Below are 15,412 nucleotides of genomic sequence, written 5' to 3' on the forward strand. Positions count from 1 at the left end.
ATATCAAGCTACTTTGTAGAGCAGGTATTACACCTGCTTAGATTTATGAAAGACAACTAGTAAGTTAAATTAAAGCTATAAATTATTCTACTTTTACACCAAGCAGTTTTGTTAAACCTGTAATAAAACCACGCGGAAGTATTTCAATGTTACTATCTTTACTTTTAATTTGCCCTGCTGAGGTTGAATACCAGTCATTATTTTCCATGCACTCTTGAGATATGGCGTAGTTTAGTGTTTTGTTTTCAGACTCTGTTAAGTTGTTTATCAACGATGGTTCAAAAGTATGAGGTTCATTTGATTGTTTGATTGGGCGTCTGTCGATCACAATATTTGCATGTTGTTTAAGTAAGTTAACCTCTTTTCTGTACCGGTTTCTCTCGGCAATAATTTGTCCAAACAAAGCTCTCACCGCAGGGTCTGTAATACGCTGCAGTAAAATATTATCGGAAGGGAGTTTGCTGTTCGGTTTGACTTTGCTATTAGCTCTTTGAACCCTATCTCTGCTCTTCTCAGCCCATGCTTCAATAAGTACACGATAATGGTCGTTTCTTGTCGCCCTCAAAGCTTCATATCCTGGACCACCATTTAATTTGGAGTAATGACCTATCTGTGTTATTGAAAAATTACAATTACCTAAAGATGAATAATTACTCATAATTTCATTCAATTTTTCTAAGTTTTTTTGTGTTCTAGTTGCCTTTCCATCTTTTAAATCAGCTAGGATAATTTCTGTATTAATAATCATTAGCTTTCCAAACTTAATGGCGAGGTTAATTTTTCTAAATTTATTACATTATTATTGATAGCAGATATACCGGCAGACAAAAGTTTATTATTTATAAGATATTCTTCAGCTTCAATATGATTTGCTACCTTTCTATAACCTTCCATTTTATCTTCAGGATCAGCAATTTTAGCCATTTTTCTCATCATTGCATTTACTGCGATTAACTGTTGATTTTCGTCCATTTCCATAAAAATTGGCTTGAAACCACTTTTCATAAGCACCCGGCTTAATTGCATTGTGCGCTTATGTATTGCTGGTGTTTTGCGAAGTTCATCTTTGAGGTCAGGGTAAAATTCAGCATCCTCGCAAAGCAATGATAAGTGTAATAACTCTGATTTTGTTTCTATGAACTTCAGTGCTTTCGTAACATCTCTTTCATTGCCAACAGCAATTAATTTATCTTGTTTTTCATCATCATTGCGTGTTTCTTCTATCCGAATAATTTTGTTTATAAGTTCAAAGCAGGCCATCCAATCTTTTGTATATTCATCAGCTTCAACTTTTTGCTTTTCGTATCTCCGCTGTAAAATTTGAAGTTCATTATGTTTAATAAATGGAATTCCTTGTTCTTCAGCAAAAAAACTTTCATCTTTTAACTCATCTAACTCACCTTCGATTTCAATAAATAGGTTTGCAGCTTGGTGAGCCTTATAGCTGAGTTGATTGAATTGTGCATTAAGAGTTGGAAGGTAGCGTGCTTCAGTTATAAACCACCGACACCTAATACAGTTCTCAGGACCATGAGATACAGCTGCATAAATACGGTTTTGAGCATGTATTGCTTCAGTTAGTTCTTCTCCTCCATTCCAGCAGCCTCCCAGTGAACTAGATTCACTAGATTTAACGGTATTACCGCCAACTAAGCATAGGCCTGCAGCTCTTTCTTCCCAACCTATAGGTGCACGATTAACTAATGCTGCTTCGATACTATCGGACTTATGGTATGCCATTTTCATTTGAATTTGCTCGGTAGAAGCATCTTTTAAAAAATTTCTGACGCTTTGAGCAGACTTTTCTTCTAATTGAAGTTCTGCCTCACCCATTTTATGTGCAAATACAGAAGGAGTGATTTTGTTGTAGTAAATTGTCATCAGTAATCTACTGTGGCCTGCTAGCATTTTTGAAATAACAGCAATGGGGAGCTGTGTATCCATTGTGTATGCCGTAATTAAAGAAACACGTAAGCTATGAAGCGGAAAGTACGTACTAGTCATTGAAGCCAAAGATACACCAGGAGGACATTCGTGAACTAACTTTAATTTTTCTCCATTATCCAGTGTATCTCCATTTGATTCTAGATTGAATTCCAATTTAAGTAATAATTGATACCATAATCGATTTATTGCCTTATAGTAAGTTGGTTTAGATATATCCGTACCCGCTGCAGAGGCATCGCGAAAAAGAAAGGAAATATCGCCCATACTTTTTAACTGAGCTTCAGATTTTTTCTGATCTGCTATATGTTTATTTTTTAGAGTAGTACAGTCTGTAGGGCTTTCAATAGAATTATATTTTTCCTGCCAATTACGTAATTTTTCTAACCAATATAGGACTTCCTCATTTTGCCAAGGAATTGTATATCCCCGCTCGAGCTCCTCTTTATTATTGTCTGCAGATTTATTAGTATTTATGTATAAGGCAGTTGAATAAGAGGCAGAAACAGAATCATATACTCGACGAAAAACGCCTTTACCAAATGGTCTTTTCTCATTTCCTAATATAAATCTATGTTTTTCGTTAAGTACCCATTGCTGATTTTCATATCTCCATGTATCAGCCTCGCCACTATCCAACATACTTATTTGATATGTACGCAAAGGTAAATGTAGTTTAATAAACAGTATCATATGCCTAACAGGCGACCAGATTTGGAACGTTTCTTTTTTACCATTCTTTTTTGTACGCCACACACAATCTGGGTCTGATTTATCGATAACTTCTTCATCGACTTCGTACCAATCACTTTTTTGTACATCATGGGACCAAGTCCAATCACAGAAGTTTCGGTAGTGATAAGATGGTTTCAACTCTTCATTTAACCCTATGCTTTTAGAAATCTTTAGCATTTCTTTTTTACTTGGTAATGGACAGATAATCTGACGTAAATCTTGAATATATCGATAAGGTAAAGGGTTACGAACAGTTTCTGTGAGAGAACGGGCTATCTTTATTTTAGAGAAAGGGTTAACTACAAGTGGGATAGAAATACCATTATCATTTTTTTCAGATAAATGAGATTCAATAATATAATCAATAAAATCGCATGGGACATTAACTGACTTTTGTATTGCTGCAGGTTGATTAACTGTTTTTCTTATTATCTTTTCAAATTCTTCAGTAGAGCATTTATGGCCATTGAAGCCACTAAAAAAAAGTTTAACATCAACAGCGTAAGGGACTTGTTTATAGAGGTATGTTTCAAAGAAACGTGTCAGAGCGACCTGTTTAGGCCCAACACCAGTTTGCTGTGTTTCCATCCATTCTGAAGCTAATTTTTGCCACTCCTCCCATTCAGGACCAAATGTGTTTAACATCCAACCGAAAGTTGTATCCGATGCACGATTATCTCTTTTTTTTATTTCAAAATTTCTGTTCATTTTAAGCTTCTAAATTTAGAGTGTTTACCAGTAAAGTAACCTTCAGGGTCTATATCCCTAAAACCAACCTCAACTAAGTCATTCCAATTCAATGGTTTAACAACGGGCTCTATGTTTGATAGTTGATGCGTGGCTCTTTCAAGTTCTTTAGATATTTCCATGTGGCTCTTAGCTGTATAGGGTATTTGAGATTCTAACGATTTATGATGCATACAACGACGTATTATAAGTGGACTCAGCCCTGCTCGCTCAAGGCGTCTTCCATAGTTATGACGATGTCCATGAGGACAAATTCCTTCTGATTTGTTAGATCTTAATCCAATTCTTTTTAACCCAACTGAATAATTATGGTTAAAAGCATTAATTGTATAAGGAGAACTTAAACTTGTATGATGAAAAGATATAAAAGCATAAGGGTGATAACAATCTACACTAGCACGGAACTTCTGATAGCTAGTCCATAATGACATAAAAACCTTACCGTAATCAGAAGGAAACCAATGAACTTGTAAATAATTATCTTTATGATCAACGACCGTACTTTTCCAACCTAGATAATGAGTTCCTTTCATTTTAATACGTGGAATTCTTACATAGTTTTCTTTTAAATATGCTTGTCTAGTTTGGGTGCCTGAGCGGCACTTCCAATCATAAGGGGCTTTGCCGTCTACTTCGTTATAAACTCTGACAACAGCAATTTCAGGATTATAGGGATCCTCAAACACATCTGTAATCCATAGAGTCAGTGCTTCACTTAAGCGAAGACCACCTCCATGAATTAATAATAAAACCAATTTATCCCTAAGTATTATTCTTGGGTCAGAGGAGCCTCCTAAGCCATGCTTAAAAAACATTTCCCAATATTTCTCTGGAAATGCAACTGCATCACCTTCGGCTTGTGTTAGTAATGTACGCCCTTTGATATGCCTTGCTTTTCGAATAGTTTTATTAATAGCCTTATCTTCAATATGTCCCAAGTAGTCATTTTGATTCTTTCGAAACCATGATGCATAATTTAACCTATATTCATGTGGTGTAGCATCACGTAGGGGGTTCATTGAAACCTTACCAATTTTGTTAGCCTGCCAATCCGTAAATGCAGTTAGCCTATTGATATGTTTATTTACATTAATTGTTGAAGTAGGCATCCAATATAAGCCTGAAGGATCTAAACCTTCCTCACCTATAGTGCCTGTATATAAGCGCTTAGCGAAAGTTTGAAAGAGTATGGCGGGATCATGAAATAAATATTTATTAGCTTCCATGTAATCTAATAACAAAGATATAGCCCTGATTAGACTTAACATAGACGAATTACTTGAACCATTAGCCTCCATTAATAGTAAGTAATCAGTTACTGAACTTATTTCACCCTCTTCTGTAAGTAAGGTAGGTATTTGGCTTTTTACACCAGTATTATCTTCTATTATTGTTGCTCTAACTTTTACTGTAGTCAATCCTATCTCTTAAATACACTATATACATACATACAACTATATAGCTTGCGCTGTTAAAGTCAAATTCATCGATTAATTAACCACTTAAATACACAATATACACTTAATTAATTACTATATATAATAGACGGTATCGGACATTAAAGAGGTTTTTATCTAAGTTAGTTATTCTCAGTTTGGTACATTTAAATTTAATTAATATTTTCTAATGTATGTAATCTAATGCATGGAATATTATATTTCAGGATTCCATTTAAAATATAAGTTACTCAATACTTAGTAAACGCTCGGCCGTGTATTCGTTAGTAATAAGCCCACTAATCATTTTAGATCTTAGCGCACCTAAAATGGCTAATACTTTTTCTTCTCCGGCAGCTATGGCAAAAATTTGTTTATCTGAATTAACTTTTAATGGCGTACTTGCTACTCGCTGATTAACATTACAATCTAATAACTTACCATTCTTATCAAACACCCAGCTTATCATTTCTCCTACAGCACCTTGCTGTTGTAACTCTTGGAGTTCGTCAAGGCTTACAAAACCGTCTTTATGAAGTGGCGAATTTAATCCTAAATTACCAACGCCTACAAATGTAACATCTGCATTCGTGGCTAATTTTAAATTACTAGCAACATTCTGCTGTGAATGCAGTTGCAGCTTTTCCTCAATGGTGCGTGGCAAAACAGGTAACGGCATTGGGTAATATTTAGCATTTATATGTTCCGCCATTCTTACTACTACATCGTATGGCGATGCCGATCCGTCTAATGCCATATTGCCTAACATGGCAACTATTTTATGTTGTTGGCAATCTTGTGTTCGCAGCTCATCTACGCATGCGCGTAAAACTCGCCCAGTTCCCATTGCGATAACTTTTGGTTGTGGTGATTTTAAATGGCGTTCTATTTCAGCCGCACCAGCTTGTGCCAAACCTAATGTAGATGAAGGTTCTGACGGATCACTAGGGACTACATCACAAGAGAGCAAACCAAAACGTGTTTTAATTTGTTCAGCCAAATCCATACATTTAGCAATAGGATGATCGAGTCTTACTTTTATTAATCCTTGGCTAACAGATAGCGCTACCATTCTTTGTGCCGATTGGCGTGAGGTATTAAGCTTTTTAGCTATTTCGTCTTGTGTTTTACCTGCAACATAATACAACCACCCTGCTCTTGCTGCGTCATCGAGTTTTCTAATTTCTGTATTAGATAGCTTGGCCACTGAAACCTCTTAAAATCAAAATAAAAAGACTATTAAAATTGATTAACAGCAAAATATTTTTGTTAATTGAACGAATTATTTAATTGTTATTAGCCCTCTAAATATACCATTCATTTAATAAAAGTGTCGAATTTTCATGTTATTGCACTAATAGAAATCAAGTTAACGCTTTCTAATTGCTCACAACATATTTTTTCTATTACAGCTAAGTGCAAGTTATGGCCACAGCTATAAAAATTATAAAAACGTAAATGCGACCTGTAATGCACCTTTATTTTGCGCGGGGTTCCACATAGCTGTTGCCGATATAGGAAAATTATACTCTAGTATTTGTAAGCTCTTGGAGTAAGTAAAACCTAAGTTAACTATATTAGCGTTATCATCATAAAAGTTTTGCTGATCTAAAAAAGAAAAAGCACCACCAATAAATACAGAGACTTGCTCATCTAATTCATTACCCTTCCACACGGGCATGCTAGCTTCGAGATAGTTAGTGTAAGCTTGTTTGTTTTTTCCTGAACTTTCATCTAAATAGGTATCTATCCCTTGAACTATTACTGAGTAGTAAAGTGATAATGGCATTTCGCCCTCAAAGGTGTAACCAAGACCGACATCAATAAAGTTTCCGGTTTTATCCGGATCGCTTGAATAGTCAAAAATATCTACATCATTAATCGACGAGTGGTTACCATGATTAACAATTTCAATGAACAGCTGCTCTGAAAACTTATAAGAAGCAAAATAAGTAAACTCCTGATACTCACCATCAAAAGAGGTCCCACCCCATAAACCTAAGGTGATTTTATTATCCGCCGTTTTATAAGTTAATTCACCAGCAACCATTGGGCCTGGCGTTACAATTGAGCCATGCCATAAGTGATTTGTTTTAAATTCTAACCCTAAATTAAAATCGTTGCTGTGTACCTGGCTACTATAAGTCGCTATTGCTGCCGTTAGTGTTAATACATGTTTAGCTTTCATAAATATGCTTCTTTGGTTGTATAAGCTCTGCGTTTGGCTTGAGTTATATAGTGCTAAATTACAGTATGGGCATAAGCCCTTCTTGTGGTCATAATCCCAGCAAGAAGTTCGTACGTCAACTATTTAAATAACAAAAAATTCACAATGCGTTACCTTGCAATAATAAGTCAATTATATCAGTAGGTTAAAACACCATAATTGTTAATTTGTTTTTTATTAATTAAACGTAAATCACTTGCAACGTAAATTTTTACAATATTAAAGGATAAGTAATGCGCGGAGGTTATTTAATAAAACGACAAAGTAGCAAAAATTATTTAAATCAGTTATTAATGACTGTTTTTTAGTTACTATCTTGAGCTTATGAGGTGGTTAGCTTAGTATTGAAAGTACTCAAATGGTATTAACAATAGAAGTAACAACATATGGAATTTGTGCACCCACTAGAACCTATTTTAATCATTGATGATACAAAAAACAGTCGCGACTATCTAAACCAAATTTTAACGGATCTTGGTTATGAAGATATTCTTGAGTGTGAAGATTTTGATTGTGCAAAACCGCTGCTTAGCGAAAAGTCCCCAAAGGTTATATTTTTAGATGTCGAAATACCTGACTCTGAAGGTAGTGATATTTTAACTTATATAAATAATTGCTATCCGCATATTCATGTTGTTATTTGCTTTGGCCATAACAGTTTCGAAAATGTAGAAAATACGTGGGAACTTGGTGCTAAAGGGGTTATAGCAAAACCGTTTAATGTACAAAAAGTAGATACAGTAATGAAGCGTTTAGAGCTCATTGAATAATAATAAGGTTAGTATGCAAAGTTCTGTTAGTGCAATTATCGATGATTTATCTAATGTTATTTTTGGTAAAAAACAACAAATAAAGCTCGCGCTCACCTGCTTATTTAGTGAAGGCCATTTACTAATTGAAGATTTACCTGGCATGGGTAAAACAACGTTATCGCATGCCTTAGCAGCCGTTTTAGGCTTGTCGTATCAACGGATACAATTTACCAGCGACTTACTCCCAGCCGACATATTAGGTACTAATGTATTTAATAGTAATGAACACAGTTTTAGCTTTCATAAAGGGCCTATTTTTAGCCAAGTTGTTTTAGCAGACGAAATAAACAGAGCGGGACCTAAAACACAAAGCGCCTTACTTGAGGCAATGGAAGAACAACAAGTTACTGTTGATGGTAAAAAGTATTCTCTTCCTACCCCATTTTTTGTTATTGCTACACAAAATCCATTACATCAATCAGGTACTTACCCTTTACCTGAGTCGCAGCTAGATCGTTTTTTAATGCGTATTAGCCTTGGTTTTCCGCCAAAAGAAGCCGAAAAAAGGCTGTTACTAAATATGCAAAAGCGTGACTACACCCAGCTACCACAACGTATTACTGAGCAACAATTAGCTCAAATTCAAACTGAAATTAGCAATATTATACTAAGTAATCCTGTAATTGATTATATTATTGAATTGGTAAATTATACACGCGAAAGTAATAATTTTGCTGCATCGTTATCGCCACGCGCTAGCATGGCATTAGCAAAAGCTGCTAAATCATGGGCTTATATTGACGGTCGTGACTATGTTATGCCTGAAGATGTGCAAGCAGTTTTTGCCAGTGTTTGTCAGCACCGTTTAGGGTTACACAATGAGTCGGGCGAAGCGCAAGTTATGCAAATATTAAAAGCTGTTATGGTTCCGGTATAGCATTTATGCCAAATAAAAAAGCTAAGCGCCCTGCTTTATTTAAGTCATTTAAACGTGCCATATTTAATAAATTATTAAAAAATAAACATTTAAAACAGTCAATTACACTTGAACACAAAACTATTTATGTTTTTCCATCAGCCCTTGGCTGCTACTTTATTAGTGTAGCTATTTTAAATTTTGTGATGGGGATTAACTATCAAAACAACTTAATTTTGATCATGGCTTATTTAATGTTTGTGGTAATGATTATTGCTGTACTACTGGGTTACAGCAATGCAAAAGGCTTAACTGTTACTTTTAAAAATTCACTTTCGAGCTTTGCACCACAAAATCCACAAGTTCAGTTTGCTGTACAAAGCCCCTCGATTTGCCAATCTGTGATGCTAATTTATCAAGGCGATCAACAAACGCAAATTAATCATGATGAAATAACCAATGCAGCCCAAACGCTAAGCTTACCACTACCCTATAACAAACGCGGATGTTACTCACTACAGCGAATAAAAATTGCCAGTAATTATCCCTTTGGCTTGATCACTGTTTGGAGCTACATTCAACTACAATCAAGTGTTTATATTTACCCTTCACTTGAAAAGGTGTTTAGTGACGCTCAGATAAATAGTCTAGCCGAGCAAGCCGAAAACGGTATTGCCAAACAACTCGGTAGTGAAGAGTTTGAAACATTAATACCGCACTTGCCTGAAATGGGATTGCAAAGAATTTCTTGGAAACATTTTGCTAAAACACAGCAGTTATTAGTTAAAGAGTTTGTTGATTTTAAAGCTGCTGATGCATTATTTGATTTTGATTTAATGCATGGCGATACCGAGCAACGCTTAAACCAGCTGTGCTTTTTAGTATGTGAAGCAACAGAGAATAACACCCCCTTTATGCTAAAACTACCAAGTAAAATAATAGCTACCAACCTAGGTGTGCAACATAAAACACTTTGTTTAGAATCACTTAGTACATTTAATGGTTATACAAAGTGACGGCAATAAAAAACATAAAAGTAATAAATTATTCACTGTGTTTTATATACAGCTGCTTAGTCGTGTTTTTTATTGCTCACTTACCAATTGTATTTATTAGTGTACTAGCGCTACTTTGTGCGTGGAACTTTTATGTAACCATAAGTAATAAAACTAAACCTAATGCCTGGTTGGCTAACGCTTTAGCAGCACTTGCTTTAGGGTTAATGCTTTTTAGTGTGGGATTTAGCGACACGGTTATTTTATTTGTGGCTATGTTGTTGCTTTCAAGCTTATTTAAGTTGTTACAGGCGAAAACTAAAAAGCATTATCATGTAATAACTACGCTGACATTTTTTTCGCTTTCGGCGGTTTATTTATTTAACCAAAGTATTTTAACTACTTTAGTAGTGAGTAGTTTGTACATTTTAAATTTTGCCGTACTGGGCTTGTTAGAATCAAAACATAATTTAAAAGTCGCATCTAAACAAAGCGGTAAATTACTATTATTGGCATTACCACTGGCGGTATTTTTATTAATATTTTTACCAAAAATGCCGGCATTTTGGCAACTACCTGGGCCAAAGTTAGCTAAAACTGGTTTGTCTGAGCAAATAGATCCGTTTGATATTGCCAAGTTATCTAATTCAGATGAACTGGTTTTTAGAGCTAAATTTAATGATCTAGCACCTAAAGCTCCCCTGTATTGGCGTGCCTTAGTACACGATGAGTTTAACGGAAATGCGTGGCTCACTTCCAATTTATTAAAGCATAACAGCGTAACTCAAACTAAAACGCAACAAGTTAGTAGTTTAACAAAATACGACTATTCGATTATTGCCGAGCCCTCGAGTCAAAAGTGGTTATATGGGCTCAACTTTGCAACCAGTAATAACGATAACGTAGAGAGTGACTCACTGGGCTTACTGCGTAAAAAAAATTACCAAGCTAAAAGTGTGCAATACACAGCAAGTAGCTCTGCACTAACAAATGCTCCTTTATTACAGTGGCAAACTAAACACTACAAACACTTAGTAAATAACGACAATAACAAAGCAAGTGCCCTTGCCTATAATTTAAAACAAAACTTAACCAGCGACCGTGATTTTTACAATGCATTACTACAGTACTTTATAGACGAAAAATTTAGTTATACGCTTAACCCGACGCCAATGAGCGGCAACAATACTATTGATCAGTTTATGTTTGAGCAACAACGTGGGTTTTGTGGCCACTATGCCAGTGCCGCAGCTTATATTTTTAGAAGTGCGGGTATACCGGCAAGAGTTGTCAGTGGCTATTTAGGTGGTGAGCTTAATACAGATAATAATACTTTATCTGTTCGCCAATATGATGCACATGCATGGGTAGAAGTGTATTTAGATAATGAAGGCTGGCAAATATTTGATGCCACAGCGGTGGTTGCTCCCGATAGGCTTACAGGATCGCTTTCACAAAATACTGAGTTAAATAATGAGTTTAAAAGCAATCTCGACTTTGGTTTAGTTAGTTTAAGTAACTTTGCAGCTATTAATTGGCTAAGGCTAGAGCTAGAAAACTTAGATTATAGGTGGTCTAGCTGGGTACTTGGTTTTGATGATGAAAAACAAAACGACTTTTTAAAGTCTATTTTTGGCAGCAAAAATATTTGGCTGGTACCGCTGGCTGTAATTGTTATTTTAGGGCTAACTTTTGTTAGTTATTTTGTTTATTTAAATTGGCCTAAGCCCGCTACTAAATTAGCTCCTATGGTTAAAGAGTTTGAACAACTTATAAATTGGGCTAAAAAACGTAAACTTAAGATAGCCGATCATTTAACGCCTACTCAACAATTACAACACTTAGCATCGCAAGCGCCGCATGTTGAGCAACAATTACTCGAGTTTAGTCAGTTATTTAACCAAGTACGTTATGCTAAAAAACCATTTAATAAAGAACGTAAAACTCAGGCAAAATATCTGATAAAATTAATTAAATCTACGAAACAGAGAAATCTATGAATGCGGTTGTTATAGGCGTTTTATTAATGCTTGGGCTTACCTTGGTCCGCGTAAATGTTATTGTTGCAATGATAATAAGTGCCCTTGTTGCTGGTTTAACCGCTGGTTTGGGCTTAAAAGAAAGTATAGACGCCTTTAATTCGGGATTGTCGGCAGGTGCTGAAATAGCACTAAGTTATGCCATGTTAGGTGCTTTTGCAGTGGCTATTTCTAAATCAGGTTTAACACGTATTTTAGCCGCAAAATTATTAGCTAAAGTTAATGCACAAAAAAGTGGCAGTGAAACCCTGCTCAGTTATTTTATTTTATTTATAATAATGATCTGCGCCATTTCATCGCAAAACTTAGTGCCGGTTCATATCGCCTTTATTCCTATTCTTATTCCACCGCTGCTGGTAATTTTTAATAAACTTAGGCTGGATAGACGTGCAATAGCTTGTATATTAACTTTTGGTTTAGCTACTTCTTATATGGTACTACCGTATGGCTTTGGTGGTATTTACTTATATTCAATACTCCATAAAAATTTAGTGGATAACGGTTTAGAAATAATAAATACCCAAGTTCCTATGGCAATGATAATTCCGGCTTTGGGCATGTTTGCAGGTTTATTAATTGCAATATTTTTTAGTTACAGAAAACGTCGCGACTACGCAGCGCTACCGCTTACCATAGAAAGTAAAGAAACCACGGTAGAAAACCCAAAAAAGGTAATGTTAGTTGGCCTGTTTGCTGTACTTGCTTCACTTATTGCGCAAAACGCTAGCGGTTCAATGATTTTAGGCGGCTTAGTGGGTGTAATGATTTTTAGCGTTTTCGGTATCGTTAAATGGGAAGATAATGGCGACGTATTTAGTAAAGGCGTCGCTATGATGGCAATGATTGGTTTTATAATGATTTCTGCTCAAGGATTTGCAGCTGTTATGCAAGCTACAGGTCATGTGGCTAGTTTAGTACACAGTGGCGCTGAGTTATTTGCTGGGAATAAACCCATTGCGGCAGCGGTTATTTTATTAGTTGGATTGTTTATTACCATGGGTATAGGTAGCTCATTTTCAACCGTACCAATTATAGCTACTTTATTTGTTCCTTTATGTTTAGAGCTGGGCTTTTCGGTTATGGCCACTGCTGCTTTAGTGGGTACGGCCGGTGCGTTAGGTGATGCAGGCTCCCCCGCTTCTGACTCTACACTTGGGCCAACTTCCGGGCTAAATGCTGATGGCCAGCACGACCACATTTGGGATTCAGTAGTGCCTACCTTTATTCACTTTAATATACCGTTATTAATATTTGGCTGGATAGCCGCCATGGTGCTTTAACCTAAGTAATGTAAAACGATAACCTAATAATAGATTAGGTTATCGACCTCCCACCTTGATAATTTTATTAAAATTGACTCTGCTGTTTAGCTATATCTTTTGCAATTAATTAGTATGATGTGTTCTTTAGTGGTATTTAAATAAGCACTACTTAAAGTGCTTATTTTTAATAACATTAAAATACTTTATTCTAATGTTTACTTGTCAAAACCATAAATCATTTTATCGCAAACAACAGGCGTTGGTCGGTGATCATCATTTACTGCAACAAAGGTAAAGCTGCCACTAATAGCAGAATGCTTGTTGTCATTATGCATAGTTTCTAGAAGTATATCGACATCAACTTTTAAACTGGTATTACCTACATGCACCACCTTTGCTATAAGTTCAGCAAAAGTACCTGCAGGAATAGCTTCTTTAAAGTCTACTCGATCTGATGAAATGGTAACTAAAGGCTTACGGCAAAAACGCGTTGCCGCTATAAAAGCAACCTCGTCCATCCAAGCTAAAGCGTCGCCACCAAATAAAGTGTTGTGGTGATTAGTTCGCCCCGGAAACACTGTTTTAGTTACCGATGTGGTGGAATCTTTAATACGTTGCGCGATAATAGCATCGCGCTCTACTTGTGTCATAGTATCTACTTTTTATTAGCTAATTTGTTTTGCATTAATAAGGCCGGATCAAGGCGTTCACCTTGCCAGTTAAAACGCCAATCTAAATGTGGGCCTGTTACCCGCCCTGTTGCACCTATCTCAGCTATTTTACTACCTTGCTCAATTTTATCGCCCAGCTTTACATCAAGCTTACTTAAATGAATATAAGTAGAGGTAACGCCGTGGCCATGGTCTAAAATAAGTGTGCCACCTGAATAATAAATATCCGGCTGCGAAAACACCACTGTACCACTTATAGGTGCATACACAGGTGTCCCCGTTTTATTGGCTATATCTAAGCCAAAATGTGGTCTGCGTGGCTCGCCATTAAAATAACGTTGGCTACCATACACCCCAGATATACGCCCTTGTGCAGGTTTTAGCACAGGATCTAAAAAGTACAATAGGTCAGAATTAACCTGGCGCGCAGCTCTAATCGCAGCAGCCTCTTTACTTATACGTGCGCTGAGTTCTTTAGCCGGCGATACATATTTTTTAGCAACGCCGGTAATTTTATCAATTTGATAGTCGCGCTTTGTAATTACTAGGCTTTCACTGTGCTCAACACCAGCTTTATCAACCCATTTAAGTGTGTGATTTGTTGGTGCATCGCGGCCAAAGCCAAATACAAAATCCCCCTTACTCGAAAGCTTAAGTGTTTTGTCGTTAAAGCTAACCGACTGCGCGTTGCTAATATTACCGGTTACTAAACCGCCTTGAGTTAATTGCCCTTTTAGCTCAAGTGCCATTGCACTTAAGCTAGTAGAGGAAATTAACACGGCTGCTAATAATGTTTTAAGCATGGCTAATAGACCCTTTGCCTACTCCTTCGTAGGCCGTTATTTTTACCGCTTTTTCAGGATATTGTGCTTTTACCTGACCCGCTAAGTATTCTGCAATGCATTCAACCGTGGTATCGCTAGGTAGAATATCGCAACGCGATTCGCTAATAGCCATTTCAAAATAGCCTTGCGCTGAAGTATATGCAAAACATACATCGCCAGCTTTTGCGCTAACGTGTTGTAACTCGTCTGCCTTAATTTGATCCTCAGCGGTGGCTAGATAAATGTCTTGCCACTTTTGTGACCATTCTTTTTGCAGGCGAGGCATAGAAATACCATCTAAACTAATACCAATTTGAGAACGATGCCCATGAATAATACGTTGGCAATTACCATCATGCTTTTTAAGGCCATGGCTGTAATGGTAATAATAGCTTTGATTATGCTCTGGCTTCAATGACAGCTCAATTTTTTCTATATTATCTGGCAGTTGTGGCAAAATAGTCGCTATTAAAAAATCTGTAACCGATGCAATAGTTACTTCATCTGCGTTAATCATACAATAAGCTTGATGTGGAGCACTCATCGCCAAATGGTGGTTATCACCAAATGTACAATCTAATGTTTTATGGTCGCTAAATTCGCTAACCACGCCATTTAGATTATTAGGTACAGCTAAACGATGATCAATACACTCATCTATAATGCCTTTAATTTGCTTTTTAACTAAGCCAAAGTCTAATACCATAGACTCATCGTTTAGTTTGCCATGCAAAGTTAAATCAACAATCCAGCTCTCGCCAACTGCGCCGCGTTTATTACACAAGTAAGAAAAATCTATCACTGTTAGTGAGTTAACAAAAAGGATCATAAATTTCCTTTAAACAGGTTAAAAGTCAGCGGTAA

General features: G+C 36.3%; 13 protein-coding genes. 5 read left to right on the top strand and 8 right to left on the bottom strand.

Annotated features, from left to right (window positions below):
- Nucleotides 1-82 precede the first annotated feature (82 nt).
- The 5 genes from gmtX to I6E78_RS04795 form a co-directional block, all read right to left on the bottom strand.
- Nucleotides 83-748 carry a gamma-mobile-trio protein GmtX gene (gmtX, locus tag I6E78_RS04775; protein WP_165723452.1) on the bottom strand — a complete coding sequence of 222 codons (666 nt, stop codon included), beginning with the start codon at nt 746-748 and terminating at the stop codon, nt 83-85.
- Nucleotides 748-3,387 (bottom strand): gamma-mobile-trio integrase GmtZ, encoded by a 2,640-nt coding sequence (gmtZ, locus tag I6E78_RS04780; RefSeq protein WP_165723451.1) that lies wholly within the window; start codon nt 3,385-3,387, stop codon nt 748-750. The genes gmtX and gmtZ overlap by 1 nt, the downstream gene beginning before the upstream one ends.
- Nucleotides 3,384-4,844: a gamma-mobile-trio recombinase GmtY gene (gene gmtY / locus I6E78_RS04785; RefSeq protein WP_165723450.1), complete on the bottom strand. Its 1,461-nt coding sequence runs from the start codon at nt 4,842-4,844 to the stop codon at nt 3,384-3,386. Before gmtY ends, gmtZ begins: the two co-directional genes overlap by 4 nt.
- A gap of 265 nt (nt 4,845-5,109) precedes the next feature.
- Entirely contained in the window at nt 5,110-6,069 is a 960-nt protein-coding gene (locus tag I6E78_RS04790) for a sugar-binding transcriptional regulator (protein WP_182676689.1), read from the bottom strand.
- A gap of 237 nt (nt 6,070-6,306) precedes the next feature.
- The gene (locus I6E78_RS04795; RefSeq protein ID WP_182676691.1) at nt 6,307-7,050 is read right to left on the bottom strand and encodes a hypothetical protein; all 744 of its coding nucleotides are present in this window, start codon (nt 7,048-7,050) and stop codon (nt 6,307-6,309) included.
- 425 nt (nt 7,051-7,475) lie between these two features.
- Here I6E78_RS04795 and I6E78_RS04800 point away from each other — a divergent pair, with 425 nt between their 5' ends.
- Genes I6E78_RS04800 through I6E78_RS04820 form a run of 5 tightly spaced genes read left to right on the top strand, consistent with a single transcriptional unit; the run spans nt 7,476 to nt 13,071 of the window.
- Complete coding sequence (locus I6E78_RS04800; RefSeq protein ID WP_086994129.1) at nt 7,476-7,859, top strand: response regulator; 384 nt, start codon at nt 7,476-7,478, stop codon at nt 7,857-7,859.
- Between the two features lie 13 nt (nt 7,860-7,872).
- Entirely contained in the window at nt 7,873-8,778 is a 906-nt protein-coding gene (locus I6E78_RS04805; RefSeq protein ID WP_182676693.1) for an AAA family ATPase, read from the top strand.
- A gap of 5 nt (nt 8,779-8,783) precedes the next feature.
- Nucleotides 8,784-9,773 (top strand): DUF58 domain-containing protein, encoded by a 990-nt coding sequence (locus I6E78_RS04810; protein WP_182676695.1) that lies wholly within the window; start codon nt 8,784-8,786, stop codon nt 9,771-9,773.
- Nucleotides 9,770-11,752 carry a transglutaminase TgpA family protein gene (locus I6E78_RS04815; protein ID WP_182676698.1) on the top strand — a complete coding sequence of 661 codons (1,983 nt, stop codon included), beginning with the start codon at nt 9,770-9,772 and terminating at the stop codon, nt 11,750-11,752. Before I6E78_RS04810 ends, I6E78_RS04815 begins: the two co-directional genes overlap by 4 nt.
- Nucleotides 11,749-13,071 carry a Na+/H+ antiporter family protein gene (locus I6E78_RS04820; protein ID WP_041454421.1) on the top strand — a complete coding sequence of 441 codons (1,323 nt, stop codon included), beginning with the start codon at nt 11,749-11,751 and terminating at the stop codon, nt 13,069-13,071. Before I6E78_RS04815 ends, I6E78_RS04820 begins: the two co-directional genes overlap by 4 nt.
- Nucleotides 13,072-13,268: 197 nt before the next feature.
- Here the strand turns inward: I6E78_RS04820 and I6E78_RS04825 are convergent, their stop codons facing one another.
- From I6E78_RS04825 to I6E78_RS04835, 3 genes are read right to left on the bottom strand one after another with little or no spacing between them, the layout of a single operon-like run.
- On the bottom strand, nt 13,269-13,703 hold the full coding sequence (locus tag I6E78_RS04825; RefSeq protein WP_011328175.1) for an acyl-CoA thioesterase: 435 nt from the start codon (nt 13,701-13,703) through the stop codon (nt 13,269-13,271).
- Between the two features lie 5 nt (nt 13,704-13,708).
- Nucleotides 13,709-14,527, bottom strand: coding sequence for a M23 family metallopeptidase (locus I6E78_RS04830; protein WP_182676700.1), 819 nt, complete (start codon nt 14,525-14,527; stop codon nt 13,709-13,711).
- The gene (locus tag I6E78_RS04835; protein ID WP_179807056.1) at nt 14,520-15,377 is read right to left on the bottom strand and encodes a 6-carboxytetrahydropterin synthase; all 858 of its coding nucleotides are present in this window, start codon (nt 15,375-15,377) and stop codon (nt 14,520-14,522) included. The genes I6E78_RS04830 and I6E78_RS04835 overlap by 8 nt, the downstream gene beginning before the upstream one ends.
- Nucleotides 15,378-15,412: the final 35 nt, after the last annotated feature.

It is taken from the genome of Pseudoalteromonas sp. NZS127 (assembly GCF_015864805.1).
Lineage (GTDB): Bacteria > Pseudomonadota > Gammaproteobacteria > Enterobacterales > Alteromonadaceae > Pseudoalteromonas > Pseudoalteromonas nigrifaciens.

Excerpts from the sequence above, each read along its gene's own strand:
- gmtX (WP_165723452.1), bottom strand. The coding sequence starts at position 748 with ATGATTATTAATACAGAAATTATCCTAGCTGATTTAAAAGATGGAAAG.
- gmtZ (WP_165723451.1), bottom strand. The coding sequence starts at position 3,387 with ATGAACAGAAATTTTGAAATAAAAAAAAGAGATAATCGTGCATCGGAT.
- I6E78_RS04795 (WP_182676691.1), bottom strand. The coding sequence starts at position 7,050 with ATGAAAGCTAAACATGTATTAACACTAACGGCAGCAATAGCGACTTAT.
- I6E78_RS04800 (WP_086994129.1), top strand. The coding sequence starts at position 7,476 with ATGGAATTTGTGCACCCACTAGAACCTATTTTAATCATTGATGATACA.
- I6E78_RS04805 (WP_182676693.1), top strand. The coding sequence starts at position 7,873 with ATGCAAAGTTCTGTTAGTGCAATTATCGATGATTTATCTAATGTTATT.
- I6E78_RS04810 (WP_182676695.1), top strand. The coding sequence starts at position 8,784 with ATGCCAAATAAAAAAGCTAAGCGCCCTGCTTTATTTAAGTCATTTAAA.
- I6E78_RS04820 (WP_041454421.1), top strand. The coding sequence starts at position 11,749 with ATGAATGCGGTTGTTATAGGCGTTTTATTAATGCTTGGGCTTACCTTG.
- I6E78_RS04825 (WP_011328175.1), bottom strand. The coding sequence starts at position 13,703 with ATGACACAAGTAGAGCGCGATGCTATTATCGCGCAACGTATTAAAGAT.
- I6E78_RS04830 (WP_182676700.1), bottom strand. The coding sequence starts at position 14,527 with ATGCTTAAAACATTATTAGCAGCCGTGTTAATTTCCTCTACTAGCTTA.
- I6E78_RS04835 (WP_179807056.1), bottom strand. The coding sequence starts at position 15,377 with ATGATCCTTTTTGTTAACTCACTAACAGTGATAGATTTTTCTTACTTG.